26 protein-coding genes are annotated in these 21,905 nt (G+C 66.3%); 12 read left to right on the forward strand and 14 right to left on the reverse strand.

The genetic code is table 11. The annotated features are described in order from the left end of the window. A partial coding sequence (locus Q0R23_RS15660; protein ID WP_293914465.1) for a helix-turn-helix transcriptional regulator occupies nucleotides 1-302 on the reverse strand: 302 nt, incomplete at its 3' end. A 46-nt stretch (nucleotides 303-348) separates the two neighbouring features. Next, nucleotides 349-876 (reverse strand): DUF1697 domain-containing protein, encoded by a 528-nt coding sequence (locus Q0R23_RS15665; RefSeq protein WP_293914466.1) that lies wholly within the window; start codon nucleotides 874-876, stop codon nucleotides 349-351. Nucleotides 877-934: 58 nt separating this feature from the next. Between Q0R23_RS15665 and Q0R23_RS15670 the strand changes: the two genes are divergently transcribed. Continuing rightward, nucleotides 935-1,687, forward strand: a complete 753-nt coding sequence (locus Q0R23_RS15670) for a DsbA family oxidoreductase (RefSeq protein WP_293914467.1) — start codon at nucleotides 935-937, stop codon at nucleotides 1,685-1,687. A gap of 84 nt (nucleotides 1,688-1,771) precedes the next feature. Here the strand turns inward: Q0R23_RS15670 and Q0R23_RS15675 are convergent, their stop codons facing one another. Then, nucleotides 1,772-2,782, reverse strand: a complete 1,011-nt coding sequence (locus Q0R23_RS15675) for a diacylglycerol kinase family protein (protein WP_293914469.1) — start codon at nucleotides 2,780-2,782, stop codon at nucleotides 1,772-1,774. A gap of 96 nt (nucleotides 2,783-2,878) precedes the next feature. On the opposite strand from Q0R23_RS15675, the gene Q0R23_RS15680 reads away from it, so the two are divergent. Next, the gene (locus Q0R23_RS15680) at nucleotides 2,879-3,484 is read left to right on the forward strand and encodes an LON peptidase substrate-binding domain-containing protein (RefSeq protein ID WP_293914470.1); all 606 of its coding nucleotides are present in this window, start codon (nucleotides 2,879-2,881) and stop codon (nucleotides 3,482-3,484) included. A gap of 156 nt (nucleotides 3,485-3,640) precedes the next feature. Here the strand turns inward: Q0R23_RS15680 and Q0R23_RS15685 are convergent, their stop codons facing one another. Beyond that, nucleotides 3,641-4,735, reverse strand: a complete 1,095-nt coding sequence (locus Q0R23_RS15685; protein ID WP_293914471.1) for a prephenate dehydrogenase — start codon at nucleotides 4,733-4,735, stop codon at nucleotides 3,641-3,643. 277 nt (nucleotides 4,736-5,012) lie between these two features. After that, nucleotides 5,013-5,654: an MOSC domain-containing protein gene (locus tag Q0R23_RS15690; RefSeq protein WP_293914473.1), complete on the reverse strand. Its 642-nt coding sequence runs from the start codon at nucleotides 5,652-5,654 to the stop codon at nucleotides 5,013-5,015. A 65-nt stretch (nucleotides 5,655-5,719) separates the two neighbouring features. On the opposite strand from Q0R23_RS15690, the gene Q0R23_RS15695 reads away from it, so the two are divergent. Further along, nucleotides 5,720-6,214, forward strand: a complete 495-nt coding sequence (locus Q0R23_RS15695; RefSeq protein WP_293914475.1) for a DcrB-related protein — start codon at nucleotides 5,720-5,722, stop codon at nucleotides 6,212-6,214. A 96-nt stretch (nucleotides 6,215-6,310) separates the two neighbouring features. After that, the gene (locus Q0R23_RS15700) at nucleotides 6,311-6,943 is read left to right on the forward strand and encodes a DUF2726 domain-containing protein (protein WP_293914477.1); all 633 of its coding nucleotides are present in this window, start codon (nucleotides 6,311-6,313) and stop codon (nucleotides 6,941-6,943) included. Nucleotides 6,944-7,085: 142 nt separating this feature from the next. Here the strand turns inward: Q0R23_RS15700 and Q0R23_RS15705 are convergent, their stop codons facing one another. Continuing rightward, complete coding sequence (locus tag Q0R23_RS15705) at nucleotides 7,086-7,562, reverse strand: hypothetical protein (protein ID WP_293914478.1); 477 nt, start codon at nucleotides 7,560-7,562, stop codon at nucleotides 7,086-7,088. A 551-nt stretch (nucleotides 7,563-8,113) separates the two neighbouring features. On the opposite strand from Q0R23_RS15705, the gene Q0R23_RS15710 reads away from it, so the two are divergent. Both Q0R23_RS15710 and Q0R23_RS15715 read left to right on the forward strand, forming a co-directional pair. After that, nucleotides 8,114-8,599 carry a hypothetical protein gene (locus tag Q0R23_RS15710; protein WP_293914479.1) on the forward strand — a complete coding sequence of 162 codons (486 nt, stop codon included), beginning with the start codon at nucleotides 8,114-8,116 and terminating at the stop codon, nucleotides 8,597-8,599. 93 nt (nucleotides 8,600-8,692) lie between these two features. Then, entirely contained in the window at nucleotides 8,693-9,487 is a 795-nt protein-coding gene (locus Q0R23_RS15715) for a hypothetical protein (RefSeq protein WP_293914480.1), read from the forward strand. A 57-nt stretch (nucleotides 9,488-9,544) separates the two neighbouring features. Here the strand turns inward: Q0R23_RS15715 and leuS are convergent, their stop codons facing one another. Next, the gene (gene leuS / locus Q0R23_RS15720; RefSeq protein WP_293914481.1) at nucleotides 9,545-12,037 is read right to left on the reverse strand and encodes a leucine--tRNA ligase; all 2,493 of its coding nucleotides are present in this window, start codon (nucleotides 12,035-12,037) and stop codon (nucleotides 9,545-9,547) included. Between the two features lie 382 nt (nucleotides 12,038-12,419). Between leuS and Q0R23_RS15725 the strand changes: the two genes are divergently transcribed. Beyond that, nucleotides 12,420-13,211: a hypothetical protein gene (locus Q0R23_RS15725; RefSeq protein ID WP_293914482.1), complete on the forward strand. Its 792-nt coding sequence runs from the start codon at nucleotides 12,420-12,422 to the stop codon at nucleotides 13,209-13,211. On the opposite strand, the gene Q0R23_RS15730 is transcribed toward Q0R23_RS15725, so the two are convergent. Next, a complete protein-coding gene (locus Q0R23_RS15730; RefSeq protein ID WP_293914483.1) occupies nucleotides 13,212-14,012 on the reverse strand; it encodes an AAC(3) family N-acetyltransferase in 801 nt (266 codons plus the stop codon). A 71-nt stretch (nucleotides 14,013-14,083) separates the two neighbouring features. Here Q0R23_RS15730 and Q0R23_RS15735 point away from each other — a divergent pair, with 71 nt between their 5' ends. After that, nucleotides 14,084-14,326 (forward strand): AbrB/MazE/SpoVT family DNA-binding domain-containing protein, encoded by a 243-nt coding sequence (locus tag Q0R23_RS15735; protein WP_293914484.1) that lies wholly within the window; start codon nucleotides 14,084-14,086, stop codon nucleotides 14,324-14,326. After that, a complete protein-coding gene (locus Q0R23_RS15740; RefSeq protein WP_293914485.1) occupies nucleotides 14,323-14,742 on the forward strand; it encodes a type II toxin-antitoxin system VapC family toxin in 420 nt (139 codons plus the stop codon). The genes Q0R23_RS15735 and Q0R23_RS15740 overlap by 4 nt, the downstream gene beginning before the upstream one ends. A 6-nt stretch (nucleotides 14,743-14,748) precedes the next feature. On the opposite strand, the gene hrpB is transcribed toward Q0R23_RS15740, so the two are convergent. Then, on the reverse strand, nucleotides 14,749-17,253 hold the full coding sequence (gene hrpB, locus Q0R23_RS15745; protein ID WP_293914486.1) for an ATP-dependent helicase HrpB: 2,505 nt from the start codon (nucleotides 17,251-17,253) through the stop codon (nucleotides 14,749-14,751). Beyond that, the gene (locus Q0R23_RS15750; protein ID WP_293914488.1) at nucleotides 17,250-18,050 is read right to left on the reverse strand and encodes an exodeoxyribonuclease III; all 801 of its coding nucleotides are present in this window, start codon (nucleotides 18,048-18,050) and stop codon (nucleotides 17,250-17,252) included. Before Q0R23_RS15750 ends, hrpB begins: the two co-directional genes overlap by 4 nt. Before the next feature lie 130 nt (nucleotides 18,051-18,180). On the opposite strand from Q0R23_RS15750, the gene Q0R23_RS15755 reads away from it, so the two are divergent. Then, nucleotides 18,181-18,489: a hypothetical protein gene (locus Q0R23_RS15755; RefSeq protein ID WP_293914490.1), complete on the forward strand. Its 309-nt coding sequence runs from the start codon at nucleotides 18,181-18,183 to the stop codon at nucleotides 18,487-18,489. Between the two features lie 25 nt (nucleotides 18,490-18,514). Here the strand turns inward: Q0R23_RS15755 and Q0R23_RS15760 are convergent, their stop codons facing one another. Together Q0R23_RS15760 and Q0R23_RS15765 are read right to left on the reverse strand one after the other, a co-directional pair. Next, nucleotides 18,515-19,087 carry a YqgE/AlgH family protein gene (locus Q0R23_RS15760; protein ID WP_293914492.1) on the reverse strand — a complete coding sequence of 191 codons (573 nt, stop codon included), beginning with the start codon at nucleotides 19,085-19,087 and terminating at the stop codon, nucleotides 18,515-18,517. Nucleotides 19,088-19,214: 127 nt separating this feature from the next. Then, nucleotides 19,215-19,535 carry a CIA30 family protein gene (locus Q0R23_RS15765; RefSeq protein ID WP_293914493.1) on the reverse strand — a complete coding sequence of 107 codons (321 nt, stop codon included), beginning with the start codon at nucleotides 19,533-19,535 and terminating at the stop codon, nucleotides 19,215-19,217. A gap of 132 nt (nucleotides 19,536-19,667) precedes the next feature. Here Q0R23_RS15765 and Q0R23_RS15770 point away from each other — a divergent pair, with 132 nt between their 5' ends. Both Q0R23_RS15770 and Q0R23_RS15775 read left to right on the forward strand, forming a co-directional pair. Beyond that, nucleotides 19,668-20,054, forward strand: a complete 387-nt coding sequence (locus Q0R23_RS15770; RefSeq protein WP_293914495.1) for an XRE family transcriptional regulator — start codon at nucleotides 19,668-19,670, stop codon at nucleotides 20,052-20,054. 40 nt (nucleotides 20,055-20,094) lie between these two features. Beyond that, nucleotides 20,095-20,472, forward strand: a complete 378-nt coding sequence (locus tag Q0R23_RS15775) for a type II toxin-antitoxin system RelE/ParE family toxin (protein ID WP_293914497.1) — start codon at nucleotides 20,095-20,097, stop codon at nucleotides 20,470-20,472. Nucleotides 20,473-20,709: 237 nt separating this feature from the next. Here the strand turns inward: Q0R23_RS15775 and Q0R23_RS15780 are convergent, their stop codons facing one another. Next, entirely contained in the window at nucleotides 20,710-21,090 is a 381-nt protein-coding gene (locus tag Q0R23_RS15780) for an MliC family protein (protein WP_293914499.1), read from the reverse strand. Between the two features lie 43 nt (nucleotides 21,091-21,133). Then, nucleotides 21,134-21,529, reverse strand: coding sequence for a hypothetical protein (locus Q0R23_RS15785; RefSeq protein WP_293914501.1), 396 nt, complete (start codon nucleotides 21,527-21,529; stop codon nucleotides 21,134-21,136). Nucleotides 21,530-21,905 lie beyond the last annotated feature (376 nt).

A 21,905-nucleotide genomic window follows, 5' to 3' on the forward strand; every position in this document is an offset into this window, starting at 1 on the left:
CCCAGCACCGCGCCCACTGCGCCCACCTGCCGCTTCCAGTCGCCGCGCAGCTTGCTCAGCGTGCTCAGGCCCTTCTCGCTCAGGCGGTACTCGCGCCGCACCCGGCCAGCGACCTCGCTCTCCTCGCTCTGAATCTGCCCCTCGGCTTCCAGGGCGTGCAGCACCGGGTAAAGGGTGCCCTCGCGGGCCGTCAGCAGGCCCTCCGAGCGGGCTTTGATGGCCTGGGCAATGGCGTAGCCGTGCTCCGGCTGCCGCTCCAGCACGGCCAGAATCAGCATCCGGAGTTGCTCCTGGGATTTCATGGACGCAGTATACCTCCAGACCCGATGTATTGCAAACCGATGTATCTCAGATCGAGGTATCGAGCAAGTCGGACAGCGCCGTCACTGTGCGCCAGTTGCGCGTGGTGGCGCCGACTCTCAGCCGCTGCGGATCGAGTTTGCTGCGCCCCAGGCCGTTCGGGGTATACATGAACAGCTCGCGTCCGGAGAGTACCCATTCGTCGGCGCCGCTCTGAACCGCCATCATCGCCGCCACGCCTTCCAAGCCTGGTTCAGCGTCCAGCAGGGCCAGTTGGACTTTGCTGCCGTCCTGGGCGGCCTGAAGCGGGTACGGGTTTCGTTCGGTCATGTCGGCCCATTCGGCAGCGCTGCGCAGGAGGACAGCCACCGCAAAACCGAACTCGGCCTCCAAGGCAGCTTCAACGGGTTCACGGCTGATCTGACCCGCGTAAACGGCGTTGCCGCTCTGGATATAGGTCTGCACCTGCTTGAGCCCCAGCGATTCGAACACGGCGCGCAGGGCAAGCATCGGCACTTTGCGGTGGCCGCCGACGTTGACACCGCGAAGCAGGGCGATGTGGAGCGAGCTGGACATGGCGGCATTGTGCGCCAATCTCTAGCTTTACTTTCCAAAGCAGGGTACTCTATTGGATATGACTCAGACCTTAGCCGCTGTGCCCGGCACCACGCCCCGCCTTCAGGTCGATATCTGGTCGGACATCGCCTGCCCCTGGTGCTACGTGGGCAAGCGGCGCTTCGAGGCCGCGCTGGAGCAGTTTCCACACAGAGGTCAGGTCGACACAGTCTGGCACAGCTTCGAGCTGGACCCGGCGGCGCCACTGACGACCACTGACGGCACCGCCGAGATTCTGGCCCGCAAGTATGGCCGCACACCCGCCCAGGCGCAGGAAATGCTCGACAGCATGACGCAGACCGCCGCCCAGGACGGCCTGGAGTACCACTTCGGGGCGCAGCGGCCCACCAACACCTTCCAGGCCCATCAACTCATTCACCTGGCCCGCGAGCACGGCCTTCAGGGCGCCATGAAGGAGCGGCTGCTGCGGGCCTTTTTCACCGAAGGGGCCTTTCTGGGCGACCCGGAGGTGCTGGCCCGGCTGGCCGCCGAGGTCGGGCTGGACCCTGAAGAAGTCCGCACGGCCCTGGCGGAGCAGACCCACGCCGCCGCCGTGCGGGACGACGAGGAGACGGCCCGGAGCCACGGCATCAGCGGCGTGCCGTTCTTCGTGCTGGGCGGCAAATACGGCGTCAGCGGCGCCCAGTCGCCCGAAACCCTGCTGGGCGCCCTGAATCAGCTCTGGAGTGAGGCGGCGCCCCTGACGCTGATCGGCGCGGCCACGTCCAGCGACGGCTGCGAGGACGGAAGCTGCGCCGTGCCACAGAGCTGAGTCGCACTGCCCGAACGGTCAGCTAGCCTGGTCGGCGGGTATGCGGGCCACGACGACGTGCACTGAGCTGCCCGGCGCCGCCTGTCACTGCCACGACAGAAACTGCACGGCGCCGGGACGCAATTCCACGTCCAGTTCTGTCTGGGCGCCGATCAGTTCGCCGTCGAGGTGAACAGGTGTAGGCCGCTCCCAGCGCAGGGTCACGCGCCCGCCCTGGGCCTGACGCACCCGCGAGTCGGCCAGGTGCCGGACGCGCAACACCGCCAGCATTAGTGACAGCAGACCCAGGCGACCTACCCGAGCGCCCAGCACCACATTGAGCTGGCCATCGAAGGCGCTCGAATGCGGCGAAATGCGAAAGCCGCCGCCGTAGCGCGTGCCGTTCATGACCGCCACCAGGCACGACGGTCCGGCGTGGAGCAGTTCCCCGTCCACGCGCACCTCCACGCCGCCCACCTGGAGCCCTCGCAGGGCGCTGAGCGCCGCCCACAGGTAGCGCCCGAAGCCCGGCAGCCGGGGGCCAGGCAGCCCCAAAACAGAGAGCCGGGCCGGGGCTTGCGTCAGCCGGGCCGCCACCTGAGCGTCGAAGCCCATGCCCAGGCCGTTGAGCAGCCATCTCTCGGACCGTAAGGAGCCCGGTCCCGCAGGCCAGGTCACGCGCAGGGCGTCGGCGGCGTGGGGCGGGCGGCTCAGGCGGGCCAGGGCCGCCGCAAAATCACCCGGCTTCAGGCCCAGCATTCCGGCAAAATCGTTGCCGGTGCCCAGCGGCACCACGCCCAGCCGCCGCCCGGTGCCGACCAGTGCGGGCAGCAGGTTGCTGACCGTGCCGTCGCCGCCCACCGCCAGCACCGCCACACCGCCGGGCAGGGCCGACACCTGCGCCAGCGCCAGCGCCGCCGCCCCTACCTCCAGCAGCGTGTAGGGCAGATGCGCCGCCGCCAGGGCCGCCTCCAGCCGGGGCCACTCGCGCCCGGCCAGGCCGCGCCCCGCCTGGGCGTTGAGCACCACCGCCAGCGACTCGAACGGCAGGGCCGTCGGCTGTGACGGAACCGGGCGCGACGAGCCTGACCTTGGGGCTGACCTTGAGCCTGACATTTCAACGTCCAGCATAGCGAAACTGGCCTGCACAGCCAGGGCTTTGTATGCTCCGGTTATATGTTGGCTGGCAATCAGGACCAGCATGCGGGGACCATGTTGATTCCGCTGTTTCCGCTGCCCAATTTTGTCCTGTTTCCCGGCCAGGTGGTGCCGCTGTATATCTTCGAGCAGCGCTACCGGACCCTGCTCAGCCGCGTGCAGCAGAGCGGCGAGGCGTTCGGTATGCCCCAGATTCTGACGCCCTCCACCGAGGACTCGCGCCCGCTCCAGGCCCGGCTGTCCGCCATCGGCACGCTGGCGCACCTGCGCGAGATCGCGCCGCACGAGGACGGCACCTCGTCGATCACGGTCACGGGCGGCGAGCGCTTCGAGATCGTGCAGCTCATCGACGACCAGGACTACCTGATGGCCGAGGTCCGGCTGCTGCCGCTGACGGAAGAACTGGGTGAGAGTACGGCCACCATCCACACCGCGCTGGCCAGCCGCCTGCTCAGCGACCTGCTGCGCCTGCGCCCCGAAGACCAGGCCGCCATCCGCGAGCACGCGCCCAGCGAGCCGCTGCTGCTGGCCTCGTTCGCCTCGGCCCTGCTGCCCCTCAGCGGCGAGGAGCGCCAGCAGGCCCTGGAAGCCCCGACCCTCAGCGAGCGGCTGGAAACGCTGGTGGGCTTCGTGCCCAGCGACGGTAGGCAGCTCAACTGAGCGTTGGACAAAGCAGATGTCATAAAAAGACCCTTTTTATGACCGAGCGGAGCGAGTAGTTTTGGCTGAGCAAGGCGCAGAATGGAGGCGCGGGGAGGCTGTTTTCCCCGTGGCGTAATTCGGAGTCCTGCTCTAGAGCGGCGCAGGCACAGCCGCTCAGCCCCGGTTGCGCGTCTTGTACCCCTCGGCGCCCAGCAGCTCGGCGGCGCGTTGCACGTCGCTCTCTTCTTCCAGGCCCAGGCGCAGGGCGCCGCCGTGTTCTCGCACGGCCAGCACCTCGATGTCCTTGATGTTGATGCTGGCCTCGCCCAGAATCCGGCTGACCGCGCCGATCTGGTTGGGTTTGTCGGGCACGGCCACCACCAGGTCGTACTTGGGCGGCAGCAGCGAGCGTTTAACCACCGGCAGGTTGTCGCGGGTGCGCTTGCCCTCCACGGCGGACACCAGCAGCTCTTCGGGGTCGTCGAGGGTGTCGGCCAGGTGCTCAAGCTGGCGCGAGAAGCGCTGAATGGCCTCACGTAGCGCCAGTTTATTCTCGACCACCATGTCGCGGCTCATGCGCGGGTCGCCGCTGGCCACGCGGGTCAGGTCACGAAAGCCCCCGGCGGCCAGCAGGCTCAGGCGCTCGTCGCGGGCGACCATGTGGGTCAGCGCCAGGCTGGCCAGGTACGGCAGGTGGCTGATGGTGGCGACCAGGTTGTCGTGGGCGTCGGGCGGCATCACCACGGCGGCGGCGCCCAGGTGCTCGACCAGGCGGCGCATCCGCGACAAGGCCCGCAACGGCGTGCGCTCGGTGGGCGTCAGCACCCAGATGGCGTTCTCCAGCAGGCCCGCCGAGGCGTTGGCGACCCCCCCGCGCTCGGAGCCGGTCATCGGGTGGCCGGGCACGAAGTTGCGCACGCCCAGCGCCTCGAATTCGGCGGCGATAGCGGATTTGACGCTGCCCACGTCGGTCACCAGCGCCGAGCTGGGGAGATACGGCGCCAGTTCGCGGGCCAGCGGCGAGAGGGCCTTGACCGGCACGGCCAGGATCACCAGGTCGGCGGCGCTGAGCCACTCGCCGGGCGTGGCCCGCACCTCGTCGATGACGCCCAGCGCCAGCGCCTCTTCCAGCGCCTGAGCCGAGGCGTCGAGCCCGATGATGCGGTGCGCCAGCAGCCGGTCACGCAGCCCCAGCGCCACGCTGCCGCCGATCAGGCCCACCCCCACCACCACCGCCGTCTTGTAGACCTCTCCCCTGCCCGTGCTCATGCCAGTGGCAGGCTAGCACGGAGCGCAGGGAATTCTGAGGCGGTGGGCGCAGGGGCAGGCCGCGTTGCTGCCAGGCGACACGGGCGTTCTGGTCAAGTGGAGTGAAACAACCATTTCATTCTGAGCTTCGCTGCGAGCAATGTCGGTTTGACGACGAGATCCTTGCACTACGCTCAGGATGACAAGCGTTGGATTTTGCAAGTGTTGGATTTTGCAAGTGTTGGATTTTAGCGGATTCACCGGCAAAAAGAAGACCGACAATTGCATGCAAAGGTGTCTACCCTCCGACTTTCGCCAGCCTGGCCGCCAGCTCCGAGCGCATCTTGGCGTGCAGGGCGGGCGCGGCCAGCAACTTCGTTATCTGGGCCGGGGTCGGCACCTTGGCGTAAAAGTACTCGAAGGTGTCGAGCACGGTGGCGGCGCCTTCCTGGGGCGCAAATTCGACTTGCACGGCGTCCCCGGCCTGGACGGGGCCTTCCTCCAGCACGCGGGCGTAGAGGCCGGGGCGGCGCTGCTCCCGAAACACCTTGACGAACTGCGGGTCGCTCATGCGGGCGGCCAGCGTGGCGCAGGGAATGCGGGCGGCAGTCACCTCCAGCAGCGCCGCCCCAACACGCAGGCGGGTACCGATGGCCACAGGCGCCGACTCCAGCTCCGGAATCAGCAGGTTTTCGCCGAAGGTGCCGGGGGCGAGGTCGCGGCCCAGCAGCGCCGAGAAGTGGTCGTAATCCGGCTGGGTATAGACGTAGACCGCCTGGTCGGGGCCGCCGTGGTGCTGTTTGTCCTGAATATGATCGCCGCTCAGCCCCAGAGAGGCGAGCCACACCGCGCCCACCTGCGGCTGCTTGAAGATGCCGCTCAGGCCGTCCTTGGCCTCCACCGGACGCGGCTGGCCGATATTGACGCTCAGCAGTTTCATAACTCCAGCTTTTTCATAACTCCAGCAGCTTCATACACTCAATGTAGCGCCCGGTATAGTGCCGCATGAACAGACCAAATCTGGCGCTGACCCTCGCGCTGCTGGCATCAGGCCCGGTGCTGGCCTTCACCGACCCCAGGACCGGCTTCAGCTCGGCGGCGCCCAGCGGCTGGAAACAGTCGACCTATCAGGGCGCGGCAGTGGTGTACCTGGCGCCCAAGCCACTCAAAGGCTTCAACCCGAACATCAATGTGGTGGTGCAGGACGTGCCCGCCGCTTTCACGCTGGGGCGGTATACCGAAGTGTCGCTGCCGCAACTCAAAGCAGCGCTTCCGGGCAGCAAAGTCGTGGTGCTGCGGGCGACGACGCTCAGCGGCCTGGGTGCCACCCAGCTCAACTACACCGCCACCCAGGGCAACTACAAGCTGTATTTCACCCAGACCTACACGGTGGTCGGCAAGCACGCCCACCTGCTGACCGGCACCACCCTTCAGGGGCAGGAAGCCGCCCTGGCACCCGTGATGGCCGCGTTCGTCAAATCCTTTACCATCAGGCGCTGAGCGGCCAGGTTTGCCCTACCCGGCGCCCGATGAAGACGTGGCGACGCTGGCGGTGCAAGCAACTTGTCAGGGCTGAGTCGTTAAGCTAGGGGCTATATGACGATCTTCGTTCTGGTTGTTCTGGTGACCGCCCTGGGGCTGTGGCTGAGCCTCAAAGCAGGCCCGGCCCGGCGCCTGAAGCTGGTGACAACCCCCACTCAGCCGCCCGGCGACGAGCCCGGCAGCGATACACATGCGGTGTCCAACGACGCCCTGGACGCCTTTGCGCCGCCGCCGCAGTTTCGCCTCAGCAGCGGCAACGACATGCCCGGCAACGCGCTGTCGGTCAAGATCAGGCAGTATTTTTTCGGCCACGAAGAGAGCAGCCTGTACGCCGAACTGCTGGCCACGCTGGCGGGCTCGCCCTACCGCATCTTCCCCAACGTGCGCCTGGACTTCATCTTCGACACGCTGCCCGACGCGCCGCCCAGTGTGGCCGGGCGCCTGAGCAGCCAGACGGTGGAATTCCTGATCGTGGAGGTGCCGGAATACCGCCCGGTGGTGGGCATCGCCCTGACCTATTTCGGGGATACCGAGCGCCTGCGCAGCAAACGCCACACCGACGACGCCGCCCTGAGCGTGATGGCCTTTCAGAGTGCCCGCCTGCCCCTGCTGCACATCGACCCGCGCAGCAACGTGGACGCCGACGAACTCCACAAGCTGCTCGCCCCCCACCTGAACCGCAACTGAGCCTGACCTGCAACTGAGCCTGACCTGCCACTGGACCCGAACAGGGCCGACGCAAGCGTGTGAGGCGTCGGCCCTGCTGCATTAGCTTGTTCAGGCCAGGTGGTGTCTGCGCTTGGTTGCCAGGCGCCGCAGACACACCGGATCAATTCAGCGAGCGGTGGTCCGGCGTAAGCGGCCTGCTCACCGTCAACTGTCGCCGCCCCTGGCCCGGTCCGCCTGACCGTTCGGCCCCGGCCCATTCAACCCCAGCCCGTTCGACCCGTTCGACCCTTTCTATATAGCGGCGCTCGCTGGCGTCCTCATAGATGGTCCACGCCCCGGCGGCCACCAGCGCAGCGCCCAGCCACAGCACCGACGGCCAGGCGCCGCCCGTGGCGAGGGCCAGGCCCAGCGGCAGCATCAGCAGCATGGCGCCGAGCTGGAGAGCTGAACCGACCAGGCCGTGCCCGGTGTTCAGGCCAACCCCGTGCGGGCCAGCCTCGCTCAGACCCTGCTCGGTGCGCTCACCCGCCCCGGCAGGCAGGCTGGGCCGGAAGGCTGGTCGGCTGGCCATCCGCCGGGTCGCCTCGGCTGACACCTTACGGACCACGCCGGGCTGATCGCGCATCGTTCTGGTCATGCCGTCAGTCTGCGCCCGGCGCCCGACTTCGGAGATAAGTTCAGCCTAAAGTTTTCTAGAATTTTCAGAGAACAGTCTCGCGGAAATGTTTAGAGCAGTACTCCGAATTACGCCACGGGGAAAACAGCCTCCCCGCGCCTCCATTCTGCGTCCTGCTCAGTCAAAACTACTCGCTCCGCTCGGTCATAAAAAGGGTCTTTTTATGACATCTGCTCTAGAGTTGGGGTTGGGCACCACAACGAGCGCCCATCGAGCGACCACGGCGGCCCGACGCATGCGGTATACCCCTCAGCGCTGGGGCGCGGGCTCCGGCTGCTGGCGCTCTGGACCAGGCTTACCGGACCAGGCTCATCTGGAGCGCATCTTACAAATACAATTCATACACTTGAGCCGCCTGGGCACGCTAGCTTACTGAGCGCGACGGGCTTCAGAGTGGTGCAGATATATGTCGTCGACAAGATAAGCCCAGATGAAGCGTTGACCTGATTGCCAATCATCAGGAGGATGCCGCCATACTTCCAGCTACAGCACGTACATCTACAGTGAATACATTGACGCCACCATTACATCCAATACGGGCCGCTTTACTGAAAACCCGCGTTGTTCAACTCGTCCTGGCAGCGGCGCTGTCGTCGGTGGTCTGTTCGTCAGTGGTCGGTTCGTCGGTGGCCGATGCTTCGGGTGGGCTCAGCCAGCAGCGCTGGGAATACGGGGTATTTACCGTCGTCGCCCGTTACGGGGTCTCCGGCGACGGCGTGCGCACCTTGCAGTACTCGTCCGGCTCGTGGAAAAACGGCGCCTCCGCCCTGAATTTCAACAACGCCGTCAACGACCGCAGCTACGAACGGTTTGCCCGCAAACTGACCGGCAAATCAAGGCTCTCGTGCGTGACCTGCGAGCTGCCGGTGTTCGACGCGCTGGGCGACAAAGGCTGGGAGCTGGCCTCGCACAACAAAGATGCCAGTGACTCGATTTACCAGGCCCAGACCCACACCCTGACCGTCACCGACACGTACTGGTTCAAACGCACGCGCTGAGGGTGCCCCGGTGTGCTTAACTGAACAATGAAGATGATGAAGTCAGGACGAGCGCTCAGATGCTGGGCGGCGGGGCTGCTCACGCTGGGGCTGGTGGGGCTGAGCGGCTGTGGTGATACGGACGGGCCTGGCGTTGGTTACCGCTCGCTGACAGAAGTGGAACTCAAGGCGCTCTATACCGAGACTCCTCCAACCACACTGCCCGTTCAGAGCAGCACGTCACTGGGCGAAGACTACGACTTCAGCGGCTCAGTGACGGGGTGGAAGGCGACTGCACCGCTCAAGCTCTATTTCAGCCCAACCAGCGCCGCACCTCCAGTCACCGCCGACGGCGTTCTGGGCACCGACGCCCAACTTGCTGCCTCGCTGAAGCGGCTGGCCCAGGCCAAACCGGAACAATCGTTGATGGGGACGCTTCAAGGACGGGGGGGAACGAGTTACTGCCCCGTCGATACCATCAAACTGAGCGACACAGTGAAGGTCAACGCGCTGGATATCAACCTCGTCTATTTTCTGAAGGACCGTCAAGTTCCAGTCGCCAGCCTAGTCAGGCCGCAGACGAGTCCCGTACCCATCTTCGGCTTTTTGCGCCTTGCCAGCAGCGTTCCGGAGCGCCGAGACCGCCTGATCTGGTCACCGGAAACCGTCATCGTTCAGGGAGAGCAGCGCTGTCTGGGCGGCACACAACTGCTTGATATCAGCCCGCCCCAGCAAAACGTCGAGCAGATCAACACACTCGTCAATATCAGACTGGAGCGCGGCTGGAACGCCCTGATCGGCACGGAGAGCGCTATCTATGACGCCAAGCGGGGCTTCAGCTCGTACACAACGACCTGGACAGCCCTCCCCGCCGCCGAGCTGGCGAAGTGGACGGCTTACCCTTACTGAATTTCTATACTCTCGAAAGGGCCGCCATCACTCCGCCAGCGGCCCTCTCTATTGCCCCTACCTCACCACGATATTGATGATCCGCCCCGGCACGTACACCTCTTTCACCGTCTCCTTGCCCTCTACGTACCGCGCCACGTCCGGATTGGCGCGGGCGGCGTCGATGGCCTCGGTCTGCGTGGCCGTGCGCGAAATCTGCACCTCGCCGCGCACTTTGCCCCCGACCTGCACACCGATGGTCACCGTGTCTCGCTCGGCGGCGGCCTCATCCACGGCGGGCCAGTGTTGCAGGTGAACGCTGCGGCTGTGCCCCGTTTCCGTCCAGATTTCCTCGGCGATGTGCGGCACCAGCGGGGCCAGCATCAGGTTGAAGATCTCCAGCGCCTCGGCCCAGGCGGGCGTGTGGGCCACCGGGGAGCGCTTGGCCTTCACCAGCGTGTTGGTCAGCTCCATCAGCGCCGCGACGATGGTGTTGAAGCTCAGCCGCTCGAAGTCGCCGCCGACCTTTTTCAGCGTGCTGTGGACGGCGTAGCGCAGATCATGCTCGCTGACCGTCTCAGCGGGGCCACGGATAGAGTCGAAATACAGCGCCCAGACGCGGCTGAGCCACTTGGCCGGGCCGTTGATGCCGCTCTTATCCCAGGGACCGCCGACTTCCCAGGGCGCGATGAAGGCCAGGTAGGTCCGCACCGTGTCGGCGCCGTATTCGCGCACCAGATCGTCGGGGTCGATGACGTTGCCCCGGCTCTTACTCATCTTCTCGCCGTCCGGCCCCAGGATGATGCCCTGGTTTCGCAGCACTTTGAACGGCTCGGAGATGGTGCTCAACCCCAGGTCGCGGGCCACCTTGGTCCAGAAGCGGCTGTACAGCAGGTGCAAGATGGCGTGCTCGATGCCGCCGGTGTACAGATCGATGGGCATCAGGGCGTCGGCCACATGGCGGTCCCAGGGGCCGCCGTCAAAATCTGGCGAGGTGAAGCGGAACATGTACCAGGAGCTGTCCACGAAGGTGTCCATGGTGTCTGTGTCGCGTTCGGCAGCTCCGCCGCAGACGGGGCAGGTCGCTTTCTGGAATTCGGCGTCGCCTTTCAGCGGACTCTGGCCGCTCGGCGCAAATTTCACGTCGGCGGGCAGCAGCACTGGCAACTCGGATTCGGGCACCGGCTGGGCGCCGTGCTCCGGGCAGTAGATGATCGGAATCGGCGTGCCCCAGAAGCGCTGGCGGCTGATCAGCCAGTCGCGCAGGCGGAAGGTCGTGCGGGCGCGGGCGAAGCCCAGGGCTTCCATTCGGGCGATGACCTTGGCGATGCTGGCCTTACCGCCGGGCATCCCATCGAATTCGCCGGAGTTGACGATCAGCCCCTCGCCGCTGTAGGCGCTCTGCATGTCCATCGGCTCGCCACCCGCCGGGCGGATGACCTCCGCAATATTCAGCCCGAAGGCCCTGGCGAATTCGAAGTCGCGCTCGTCGTGGGCGGGCACGGCCATGATGCTGCCGGTGCCGTAGCTGACCAGCACGTAGTCGGCCACCCAGATCGGCAACTGGTCGTTGGTGATGGGGTGCGTGGCGTAACTGCCGGTGAACACGCCGGTCTTCTCGCTGCTCTGCTGGCGTTCCACGTCGGTCTTGCCGCCCGCGAGTTCCAGGTAGGCGCGGACGATTTCCTGCTGCTCCGGGGTAGTCAGGGCCGCGACTTTTGGATGCTCCGGCGCCAGCACCAGAAAGGTGGCGCCCAGCAGCGTGTCGGGACGGGTGGTGAAGACGGTCTCCAGGCCAGCAGGCGTGGCAAAGTCGATCTCGGCGCCCACCGATTTGCCGATCCAGTGGGTCTGCATGGCCCGGACGCGCTCCGGCATGTCGGTGCTGCCGAAATCCAGCAGCTCGTCGGCGTAGTCGGTGATCTTCATGTACCACTGGCTCAGGTTGCGCCGCTCGACCGGGGCGCCGCAGCGCTCGCAGTGGCCGCCCACGACCTGCTCGTTAGCCAGCACGGTCTGGTCTCTGGGGCACCAGTTGACCAGGCCCTCCTTTTTGTAGACCAGGCCGCGCCGGAACATCTCGGTAAAAAACCACTGGTTCCAGCGGTAATACGCCGGGTCGGAGGTGGCAAATTGGCGGCTCCAGTCGATCATGGTGCCCATCCGCCTGAACTGGCCGGTCATGTAGTCGATGTTGGCGTAGGTCCACTCGCGCGGGTTCAGGTTGTTCTTGATGGCCGCGTTCTCGGCAGGCAGCCCGAAGCTGTCGAAACCCATCGGAAACAGCACGTTGCGCCCGTTCATCCGCAGATACCGTGCGCGGGCGTCCGGGGCGCAGTACGAGTACCAGTGCCCGATGTGCAGGTTGCCGCTGGGATACGGAAACATGGTCAGGGCGTAGTATTTTTCGCCGCTCGCTGCGGGGTCGAAGCGGTAGAGGTGGTCGGCGTCCCACTGGGCTTGCCACTTGGCCTCTATGGCGTGGGGGTTGTAGCGCTCGGCGCGCGGTTCGGGGATGTTGATGGGTTCGGGGCTGTCGATGGTGGGAGCATGCGAGTCGGGTGAGGTCATGGGGGGCTCCTGCGGAGGGCTTGTGGCGCGTGGCTTGTGGCTTGTGGAAACAGCCAGAGATGAAGACAAAAAAATGCCCCGGCGTGGCAGCCGGGGGCGGGCAAGCGAGTGCGTTACTCGTTGCGGCGGCCCCTGGTGGTAAGCGCAGAGCGGATCATACTCAGAGTTTAGGGCAAAGGGAGCGGGAAGGCAAAGGGCAGCGGGCCGCCCCAATCTGGAGTGGCCCGCGCAACTTTCCAAGTCTAGCAAATCTGGCCCCGGCTTATGCTGTGAAGTCGGCCAAGCGGACCCCGGAACGTGGCTGACATACGGCTGATGCGTCAGGCCAAGCATGACGGCAAGACCGATCATCCACTGACGCTCACCTGATACCGGAGGCCCCATGACGCAGCTCAGCCTTCTCAAACCCGCCAGGCAACCCAGCATCCCCGGCGCCACCCCCGAAGCGCAACTGCTCGCCTACGAATTCCCCGCCGCCTTCGCCGGACGACTGGCAAAGGAACACGGCTGGACGCTCGCCTTCGCCGAGGACGTGCTGCGCGAGTATCGCCGTTTCCTGGTGCTGGCGGCGACCTCCGGGCAAAGCGTGACGCCGAGTCAGACGGTGGACGCCGCCTGGCACGAGCACCTGACCCACACCCGCGACTACTGGCTGAACCTGACTCCGCTACTGCCCGCACCGCTGCACCACGAGCCCGGCGAGGGTAAGCCCGGTGAGGCGACACGCTTCGCCGCGCAGTACCAAAACACGCTGGAGCTGTACCGTGAGCGCTTCGGTGAGCCGGACAGCCGCATCTGGCCGGACCCGTCGCGGACGCCGGGCCGGGTAGCCGGGCGCCGGGGCGGCAGCGCTCAATTCTGGGTGCTGTTCGGAATCGCGGCGTTGGGCCTGCTGCTCGCCACGCTTGTAAAGCCCTGGGTCGGCTTCGGCCTGGTGGTGGCCCTGCTGCTGCTCGCCTATCTACTGACCAGACCCCGCAGACGCCGTTCAAGCCGCTCCGGTAGTGGCTCAGGTGGTGATGGCGGCGACGCTGGCCTGTTCTTTCTGGGCTTCCTGGGCGGCGATGCCAGCGACGCCGGAGCCAGCGGCCATGACGGCGGCGGCCACAGTGGCGATTCAGACGGCGGTAACTCGGATGGTGGCAGCAGTTGCGGATCGAGTTGCGGCAGCTAGCTAGCTAGCTCCAGCCTCCCAGTACGCCACCGCGAAATCCACCAGTTCGCGTTGATGCATCAGCCGCGCCGTTCCAGCACCGACCTGACCGACTCGCACCGCCCCACTCGCCTCGAAAGCGGCCTTGACGGCAGGGAAACTGTCGTCGTCATACTCCAGATCACCAAACTCGGCCCAGATGCGCTCGCCATTGACCATCACCGGGGCGCCCTGCCGGACCTGTCCGCGCAATCCGGAGCGGTGTTCGGCCAGGTGCAGGCTGGAGTTGCGCTCGGTGCCCAGCAGCAGCACCCAGGCGTTCAGGTCGTACAAGCGGGCGAACGGGGAGCCCTCCCCCATCGAGTCTGCCAGCGGGTGCTGCGCGGTGATGAATTCGGCTTGCGGTCCCAGCGCCGCCACCGACGACTGCGGATGGGCGCTGCGGCGCGTGCCCGGCCAGGTGCGGAAGGTTTCGGCGACGTGGCCCATCATGCGGGTCGGCGTGGTGAGCGGATCGAAGGCGGGCGTCTGGGCGCGGATGACCGGCCACCAGTGCTCCGGCACGGGCGGATGCTGCCAGATTGAGGGCTCGCTCAGGTCGCCGCTGAAACTGGGCATCACCAGCGTGCCGTCCGGCCCGATCACGTCCAGAAGTGCTTGCACCACCGCCACCGGACCGCCTGCCACCCAGCCGAGGGCACTCAGGCTGCTGTGGACAAGCACCGTCGCGCCGCGTGGCAGACCCAGCCGGGTCAGGTCGGCGCTCAAACTGGCGCGGGTGCCGGGCTGCTCGGTGCGTTCGATGGTCGAGTGTTCGGTCATGGGGCAATGGTAAGCGGGTCAAGTGGGGAAGGCATCGGCCAGGTGGCGGAGGGCGATACACTACAGGGGCTATGACGACCTTTCGCGGTACGGTCAAGGACGGACAACTGGTCTTCCCGGCAGAAGTCGCCGAGCAACTCGGTCTGCACGAAGGCGACGCGGTGGACGTGCCCGGTGAGCTGCTGACGGCGGCGCTGGGTTCGGCCAGCAACAACCCGTTCACCGCCTGGATTGGTCGCCTGCCACCGCTGCCAGACGGCCAGGACGCCGTGAGCTTCACCCGCGAGTTGCGAGAGACGGACGAGTCGGCTTGAGCACGGCGCTGGACTCGAACATTCTGAACGCCCTGCTCCGGCGAGAAGCCACCGCACCCCAGATCGCAGCTCTGCTCGGCCAGCTCCAGCAGACACAGGGTCTGACCATCTGCCCTGTCGTGTACGCCGAACTCCTGGCTGGACCAAGCGCGACACCCGACCTCCTGAAGTCGTTTCTTACCAGCACCGGCATCATCCTTGATGAACACCTACCACTGAGCATCTGGGAAGCTGCCGGAAAAGCTTACGGCGACTATGCGCTCAGACGAAAACAGAGTGGCGGCGGCTTACCCCGGCGCTTGCTGGCCGATTTCGTGGTGGGTGCCCATGCCTTCCAGACCTGTACCCGACTGGTCACGCTCGACCCTCAGCATTACCGCCTGGGCTTCCCGACGCTCGATGTCATCACGCTCTGACTGATCTCACATCCGCTTCTTCGTCGCCCTCGTCGGCACCGCCGTCCAGGGGTCGTCCGGCCAGGGATGACGGGGATACTGACCGCGCAGGTCTTTGCGTACCTCGAAGTAACCGCTGTGCCAGAACGAGCGCAAATCCTGGGTAATCTGTACCGGACGCCGGGCGGGCGAGAGCAGATGCAGCAGCACGGGGGTGCGCCCAGCGTTGACCGCAGGCGTGTCGGCCAGCCCGAAGAGTTCCTGCAACTTGACGGCCAGAATCGGCGCCGAGCCGTCGTCACGGTACTCCAGCCGGACGCGGGAGCCGCTGGGCACGTCCAGATGCGTCGGCGCCAGCTCACCCAGTTGCTGAGGCAGCGGCCAGGGCAACAGCGGATGCAGGGCGCTGGGGAGGTGAATCTTGCCCAGGTCTTCGCGCCTGCGAACCGTACTCAGGTGCGGGGTCAGCCAGTCGCCCAGCCGGTCCAGCAACGCCGCGTCCGAGAGATCGGGCCAGGGGTCGCCGTGCCAGGCATGCAGGCTCCGCACGCGGGCCTGCCATTGCCGGGCGTCGTCCGTCCAGTTCAGCGAACCCAGACCCTCCTTCTGCACAGCGCTCCGCACGGCCTCCACCCGCAACGTTTCAGGCACCGGACTCAGCGGCTGGCTGGACAGGATCAGGCGCCCGTATTTCACGTCCCGCGTGGCGCTCAGGGTGCCGGTGCGGGAATCCCAGCTCACCTGATCGGAGGTGACGGCCTCGGCCTCCAGCACGCGGGCGTCCAGCGGCGCGGCCAGCCCGATGCGGCCTTCCGATGAGGTGCCTTCGGGGGCACCGAGGTAGGCGGCCACCAGGTACGGCTCATTGTTCAGGGCGTCACCTTCGGGCAAGCGGGCACCCTGTCCGGCGGCCAGCAAGTAGCGCTCAGACGTACCGGGCCGGAGCTGCGCGGCGCGTTCGGGGTAGGCCAGAAACAGCAGACGGCCCAGCGCTCCCTCGGCGGGCGGCGTGTTGGACACCGGCACGCCCAATAACCGGCGCCACTGCACGCTCAGGCGCTCGATGCGCTCCAGCACGGGCGCGGATTCACCGACTCTGCCTCCCTCACGGAAGTGTTGCAACGCCAATATTCGCAGATTCAGGTCGCTTCCGGCGCTGCGGGGCAGGGGATCGCGCTCCTCCAGCAGCGCGGCCAGGTCGGCGGCGAGTGAGCCCAGGCCGAGTTCGGCGCCGCGTGAAAGTAGGTGCGCCAGCCGTGGATGCGTCGGGAAGTCGAGCAGGGCGCGGCCCCCTTGGGTGATTTTTTCTCCGTCCAGCGCGTGCAGCTCGCCCAGCAGGGTCCGGGCGGCATTGACGCGGGGCAGCGGCGGGGCGTCGAGCCAGGGCAATTCGGTCAGCTCGGCGCCCCAGCCCGCCACCTCCAGCACCAGCGGCGCCAGGTCGGCGGTCATGATTTCGGGCGGTCTGGAGGCGCTCAGCAGCGGCTGGGTGCGCTCGCTCCATAATCGGTAGGCCACGCCCGGCGCGGTGCGGCCCGCCCGTCCGGCCCGCTGCTCGGCGCTGCCCTGGGTGACGCGGGACGTGACCAGGCGGCTGAGCCCCCTGCCGGGGTCGAACTGCTGACCGCGTGACAATCCGCTGTCGATCACGACCCGCACGCCGTCGATGGTCAGGCTGGTCTCGGCGATGCTGGTCGCCAGGATCACCTTGCGCCGCCCGGCAGGATCGGGCACCAGGGCGCGGTTCTGCTCGGCCAGGGGCAGGTCGCCGTAGAGGGGCAGCACCGAGATGTTAGGGTGGGCCTCCTGCACGGCACGCATGGCCCGGCGAATCTCGGCGACACCCGGCAGAAAGGCCAGCACGTCGCCGGGAGACTGTTCCAGCGCCCGCGACACGGCGCCCGGCACCGAGGCCGAGGGGTCCGCCGGGTCGCTGCTCAGATACCGGATCTCCACCGGGTAGGCCCGACCCCGCGACTCGATGAGGGCGGCGTCACCGTCGAGCATCTGGCCCATCAGTGTTTGGCCCAGCAACGGGTCGAGGGTGGCCGACATGATGAGCACGCGCAGGTCGTCGCGCAAGGCCCCCTGCACCTCGCGCACCAGGGCCAGGGCCAGGTCGGCGTTGAGGCTGCGTTCGTGGAACTCGTCGAAGAGGACCAGGCCGACGCCGCCTAGCCCACTACCACCCAGTTCCGGGTCGTGCTGGAGGCGGCGAATCAGAATGCCCTCGGTGACGACCTCGATGCGGGTGCGCTTGGACACCCGGCTCTCGAAGCGCACGCGCAGGCCCACCGTTTCGCCCACCGACTCACCCAGGCTCTGCGCTATCCGGGCCGCCACCGCACGGGCCGCCACCCGCCGGGGCTGGAGCAGCAGCATGGTTTTCCCGTCCATCCAGGGTTCGTGCAGCAGTTCCAGGGGCAAGCCGGTACTCTTTCCAGCGCCGGGCGGGGCTTGCAGCAGGGCCAGATTCGCACCGGCCAACGCCTGCCGCAGCCGGGGCAGGGCTTCGAGGACGGGGAGGCTCACGGAACGATGTTTTCCTGGGACAGCAGGGTTCCGCTCAGCGGCGCGTGGTCCGAGAATCTGGCCTCGCGCTCGACCCAGACCTCGCGGATGCTCACGCCCGCCGCCAGCAGGTAATCGATGCGCCAGCCGACGTTGCCCGCGTAGGCGCCGCCCCGCTGACTCCACCAGGTGTATTCCACGCTCTCGCCCAGGTGGTCGCGGTGGCTGTCGCGCAGGCCCAGCGCCAGAAAATCGGTCATCCACTGGCGTTCATGGGGCAAGAAACCGGGCGAGTTGCGGTTGCTGCGCCAGTTCTTGATGTCGAGTTCGGTGTGGGCCACGTTGAAGTCGCCGCCGAGAACCAGCGGGCCGCTCAGGTGCGTGCGCGTCCAGCGGGCGAAATCGATCAGCACGCGCTCCTTGAAGACCTGGCGGTGCTGGTGGCTGGCGCCGCTGGGCAGATAGATACTGGCGTATCGCACGCCGCCGATCAGCGCCGAGATGACGCGGCCCTCGGCGTCGACTTCGGGGTCGTCCATGCCGATCTGCACGTCCTCCAGGCCATGTCGGCTGAGGATCGCCACGCCGCTGTAGCCCGCCTTCTGGGCCGGATGCCAGGCCGAGACGTAACCCAGCTCGGCGAAGACCTCCGGCATCGGGTCGGCGCGGACTTCTTGCAGCAGCACCACGCCCGGTGCCTGGGCCTCCAGCCAGGCGAGCAGGCCTTTTTTAAGGGCACTTCGCAGGCCGTTGACGTTCAGGGTAGTGATCCTGGTGGGGGCCGCGCCCAGAGGGCCGAGCATCGTGTGGGCGGACATGGGCGCAGCATAGAGCACTGGCACTGCCTGCTTCTCCGCCTGACCCTGCGCCTTGAGTCTGAGCCGAGTTCAAGGCCAGGTATGCACCGCTCAGGCCCAATTTTATGAGAAGCGGGGTACGCTATAGAACATGACCGACATCCTGTTTCGCAACGAATCGGACGGCAGCGCCTTCGAGATGACTCAGCCCAAAGCGGCCCGCGTGCTGGGCGACGTGCGGGCCTGGGCCGCCACGAACGGCTTTGAGCACATCACCTTCTGGCGCGACGCCGAGGACGCCAGCAAGTACTGGGTGCAGCTCGGCGAGGACCGGCTCCACTACTGGATTCACGAAACCACCTTCAGCGAGGGCCATCACGAAAACGTGGAAATGCAGCTCGACTACGCCCGTGGCGCCCAGCGGCGTGCGTCGGCGGGCTACGACAAGTTCGACAAGTAGCCTGAGCGACAAGCAATCTGAGCAGCTAGGCCCTCGCGCCGCCCACCACATTCTGCGGCGGGGTGCCGAGCAGGGCCAGGGCAGCTTGCCACTTGCCCTCGTCGGGTGTATGCCACAGCAGCGTTTCCAGGTGAGCGGCCTCGATTTCGCCCCACAGCCAGGCGCCCTCGCGGGCCTCGCGTTCGAGCTGGCCGCTCGCCCAGCCCGCGTAGCCGAGCAGCAGGTAAAACGGCGCGTCGCCGCCCATCAGGTGATCGAGTACCTCGCGGTCACGCGAGAGCCACAGCCCCGGCGCCAGCTCGTGTTCGGTCGATTGATCGTGCCCGGCTGACTTGCCCGCTGTGCCCTCCGGCGCGGCGTACAGGCACCAGCCGCTGGAGCGCTCCACCGGGCCGCCGGAGTAGGCGCTCAGGCCACGCCCCGCCGCGCCCCTGTCTGGCGGGCTCCTGCCCGGCAGCAGGTCCGACAAGCTGAACCCGGCAGGCTGGTTGATGACCAGTCCCAGCGCCCCGTCCGCCTGGTCAAGCATCAGCAGCACGCTGCGCTCGAACAGGCTTCCGGCCAGTTGAGGCGTGGCCACCAGCAGGCTGAGCGTCATGGACAGAGCATACCCGCTGCCCTTTGAGCTGTGAAGCACCGGGCCTCACCAAGCCGGGGTTCATGAACCGGGGGAAGCGGGAAGTCGGGTGGGCGCCAGCGCCGCCCGGTACGTCCCGTATCACCCCTCACTGACCCCTGATCCAGTCGACCTCAAGGGCGAAGCGCTCGGCGCGGCCATTGCCGATGACCAGGCCGAAAAAGGCCACCTGGCGCAGATCGAGGGCCGGACCCCGCACCGGTTGACCCGAACGGGTAGGCCGCAGCGAGCTGAGCGGAATCTCCACCTCGGTCCAGCGTCCGGCCAGCGTACCGAATTCGCTACGGTAAGTCACGCCGGAGCTCAGAGTCACAGTGTCTTTGCTGACCTCGACCACTACGCCGCACTCGCGGTAGGTGGTGACGGTGGCCCAGGTGCGGGACAAGGCCGGGCGTCTGGTATCGTTCACAAGCTTCCTTCGGTGCTTGGGGAGTCAGTGGGGGCGCATTTCTTCGCGGAAGTCGCGCCCCTTACTGCTGTCTGTATATTACCTGATTCAAGTAATGTTGTCAATACTCTTATCAGGTAATAGACTGAAGGTATGACTGACCTCGAACACTCGCTGGAAAGCGCTCTCAAAGAACAGATGCGCCGTAAGGGGCTGACCAATGCCGAGCTGGCCCGCCGCCTGGGCGTCAAGCCGCCGCACGTCTCACGGGTACTCTCCCGGCAGTCCGGGCGCATCCCTGAGAGCCTGGCCGATGTGCTGACAGAGCTGGGCCTCAAGCTGACGGTGGCCCCACTCGCGCCTGGCGAAGCCTCGCCCCGCCTCACTGCTGCCGGGGTGCCCTACACCGGGGACGCCGAAACAGACGCGGTACTCAATGACTTCCCCGACATTCTGGAGCGCGTGGCCCGCCTGGAGCGCGGCGAGTCCCGGCTCATCCCCATCGAGGAAATAGCAGCCAAGTACGGCCTGAAGCTGTGAGGTTGGAGCTGGTGCCCGCCCCGCGTGGCAGGGTGCGCCCATGAGCAAGCGGCGAGCGAAGCAGCCCGAACCTCCTCCTGACCCGGCTATTCCCCACGCGGAACAGACCCCGGCGACTGACTTTCAGGTGAGCTTCAGCGAGGAAGCAGACGGCGACCTGGCCGCCATCAGTGACGCGGGCACCCGTGAAGTCATCATCCGCCGTGCCCTGGAGCTGAACCATGAACCGCTGAGCCAGGGCAAGCCCTTACGTGACGACCTCAAGACGTACCGGAGTATTCGGGCCGCCGGGCAGCGTTACCGGGTGGTCTATCAGGTGGCCGTGAGTGAGGGCGCAGTGACGGTGGTGGTGATCGAGATTCGCCGCGAGGGTCACAAAAGCGACGTGTACAAGCGGGCAAGTAAGCGACTGGGCTAGGAACTGCGTCAGTGCTGTCACGCTCATGGGGACGGGCTTCCCCTCGCCCTACTGATCTGGGCAAGCGGTCAGCTTGGCCGCGCTGGGCGGTGCTGAGCTGCCCTGCACGACCAAAGGGAAGGGCCGGAACGGGTAGCACGCGGGCACTACCGAAGAGCTGCCCAGCGAGCGCTTTCGCTGGCGGGTGCGCGTCACCTACCCGGACGAAACGCAGGACCGCCTGGCCGACACGGACGATTAACCCCTGACGCGGCAGCCACTCAGCAGCACCCTGGTCACGCCTGTACCCTGCCCGGTAAAGGCGCTCAGACTCGCCTCGCCCGCGTGTTCCCACCACTCCAGGCCACCCGTACCCGCCGGGCCGTTCAGCGCGGCGTACCTGGCCCCGCTGGCGCCGAGGGCTTCGGCCAGACCGTACTGGCGACCCTGCCAGGTCAGCACGGCGGACCCCGGCCCGTTTTCGCCGTAGCGGACATACGACACCGCCATGCGTTTTCCGGCGGCGCAGCCGTACTGGAAGGTGCGAATGCTGAGCTGGGGGGCAGGTTTAGCCTCCACAGCGAAGGCAGACAGGGCGGTCAGCAGCAACGGAATCAGTATGCGGGCGAGCCTGATCATATTTTTACGGTACGCATAAGCTGTTAAACCGCAGTCACATCGGTCACTTCAAGCGCCTGTAGGCGCTGCCATAGGCGGTGATGGTGTCGCTGGCCGCCCCGTAGACGATCACGGTTGAATAGGTCTGGCTGGGCTTGCTCGTATCGTTGCAGGTCCACAATACGTCCACGGGCAGTTCGTTCCTGGCGTTCAGCTCGCCCGCAGCGCTGCCGGTGGCCGCCACGCCACACCAGCCCTGGGTGGCGTCGTCGGTGGCACTCAGATTCAGGCGCAACCCGGAGCCCGCCGCGATGGTGAGCGTTACGGTACTTCCGTCGGCACTGTCCTTGCCCTGCCAGGTACCGATCATTTTGGTCAGGACAGGATTGATGGCCGGACCTGTCGAGGCCGGAGCGCAGGCGGCGAGCAGAGCGACACTGATAAACAAAAGTGGTTTCATGCGTGGCCTCCGGGCAGGGCTGTGGTGGGATGACCGAGCGGTCATCTGAGGGCAGTCTAGCGCCCGAACACATCAGCTCAAGGCACAACGCCCCGCCAGCGACCAGACTATGAAAAAGGCCCGCACTGGGCGGGCTCATCTATTGGAGCCAGAGGTCAGATTCGAACTGACGACCTACTGATTACGAAATGGTGGCGGGCACATCCGGGCCTATCGGAGCTGAGCGGGCACGTTGAGCTAAATCGTGTCTCAGACGACAGATATGGCGAAATAGAGAAATTCTACTGTCCGGTTTTGAGCCAACTGCCCGGCTGCAAATGGGCCACGAATGGGCCACGCTTTTAGCGGCTCTGTCTGAGACGCCCGGTTACATCCG

Source organism: Deinococcus sp. (assembly GCF_025362455.1).
Lineage (GTDB): Bacteria > Deinococcota > Deinococci > Deinococcales > Deinococcaceae > Deinococcus.

Bases quoted from the DNA above. Each gene is read 5' to 3' on its own strand.
- Q0R23_RS15775 (WP_293914497.1), top strand. From the start codon at position 20,095: ATGAGCAAGCGGCGAGCGAAGCAGCCCGAACCTCCTCCTGACCCGGCT.
- Q0R23_RS15755 (WP_293914490.1), top strand. From the start codon at position 18,181: ATGACCGACATCCTGTTTCGCAACGAATCGGACGGCAGCGCCTTCGAG.
- Q0R23_RS15680 (WP_293914470.1), top strand. From the start codon at position 2,879: ATGTTGATTCCGCTGTTTCCGCTGCCCAATTTTGTCCTGTTTCCCGGC.
- Q0R23_RS15760 (WP_293914492.1), bottom strand. From the start codon at position 19,087: ATGACGCTCAGCCTGCTGGTGGCCACGCCTCAACTGGCCGGAAGCCTG.
- Q0R23_RS15665 (WP_293914466.1), bottom strand. From the start codon at position 876: ATGTCCAGCTCGCTCCACATCGCCCTGCTTCGCGGTGTCAACGTCGGC.
- Q0R23_RS15750 (WP_293914488.1), bottom strand. From the start codon at position 18,050: ATGTCCGCCCACACGATGCTCGGCCCTCTGGGCGCGGCCCCCACCAGG.
- Q0R23_RS15730 (WP_293914483.1), bottom strand. From the start codon at position 14,012: ATGACCGAACACTCGACCATCGAACGCACCGAGCAGCCCGGCACCCGC.
- Q0R23_RS15725 (WP_293914482.1), top strand. From the start codon at position 12,420: ATGACGCAGCTCAGCCTTCTCAAACCCGCCAGGCAACCCAGCATCCCC.
- Q0R23_RS15695 (WP_293914475.1), top strand. From the start codon at position 5,720: ATGAACAGACCAAATCTGGCGCTGACCCTCGCGCTGCTGGCATCAGGC.
- Q0R23_RS15705 (WP_293914478.1), bottom strand. From the start codon at position 7,562: ATGACCAGAACGATGCGCGATCAGCCCGGCGTGGTCCGTAAGGTGTCA.
- Q0R23_RS15670 (WP_293914467.1), top strand. From the start codon at position 935: ATGACTCAGACCTTAGCCGCTGTGCCCGGCACCACGCCCCGCCTTCAG.
- Q0R23_RS15780 (WP_293914499.1), bottom strand. From the start codon at position 21,090: ATGATCAGGCTCGCCCGCATACTGATTCCGTTGCTGCTGACCGCCCTG.
- Q0R23_RS15690 (WP_293914473.1), bottom strand. From the start codon at position 5,654: ATGAAACTGCTGAGCGTCAATATCGGCCAGCCGCGTCCGGTGGAGGCC.
- leuS (WP_293914481.1), bottom strand. From the start codon at position 12,037: ATGACCTCACCCGACTCGCATGCTCCCACCATCGACAGCCCCGAACCC.
- Q0R23_RS15685 (WP_293914471.1), bottom strand. From the start codon at position 4,735: ATGAGCACGGGCAGGGGAGAGGTCTACAAGACGGCGGTGGTGGTGGGG.
- Q0R23_RS15770 (WP_293914495.1), top strand. From the start codon at position 19,668: ATGACTGACCTCGAACACTCGCTGGAAAGCGCTCTCAAAGAACAGATG.
- Q0R23_RS15735 (WP_293914484.1), top strand. From the start codon at position 14,084: ATGACGACCTTTCGCGGTACGGTCAAGGACGGACAACTGGTCTTCCCG.
- Q0R23_RS15675 (WP_293914469.1), bottom strand. From the start codon at position 2,782: ATGTCAGGCTCAAGGTCAGCCCCAAGGTCAGGCTCGTCGCGCCCGGTT.
- Q0R23_RS15700 (WP_293914477.1), top strand. From the start codon at position 6,311: ATGACGATCTTCGTTCTGGTTGTTCTGGTGACCGCCCTGGGGCTGTGG.
- Q0R23_RS15785 (WP_293914501.1), bottom strand. From the start codon at position 21,529: ATGAAACCACTTTTGTTTATCAGTGTCGCTCTGCTCGCCGCCTGCGCT.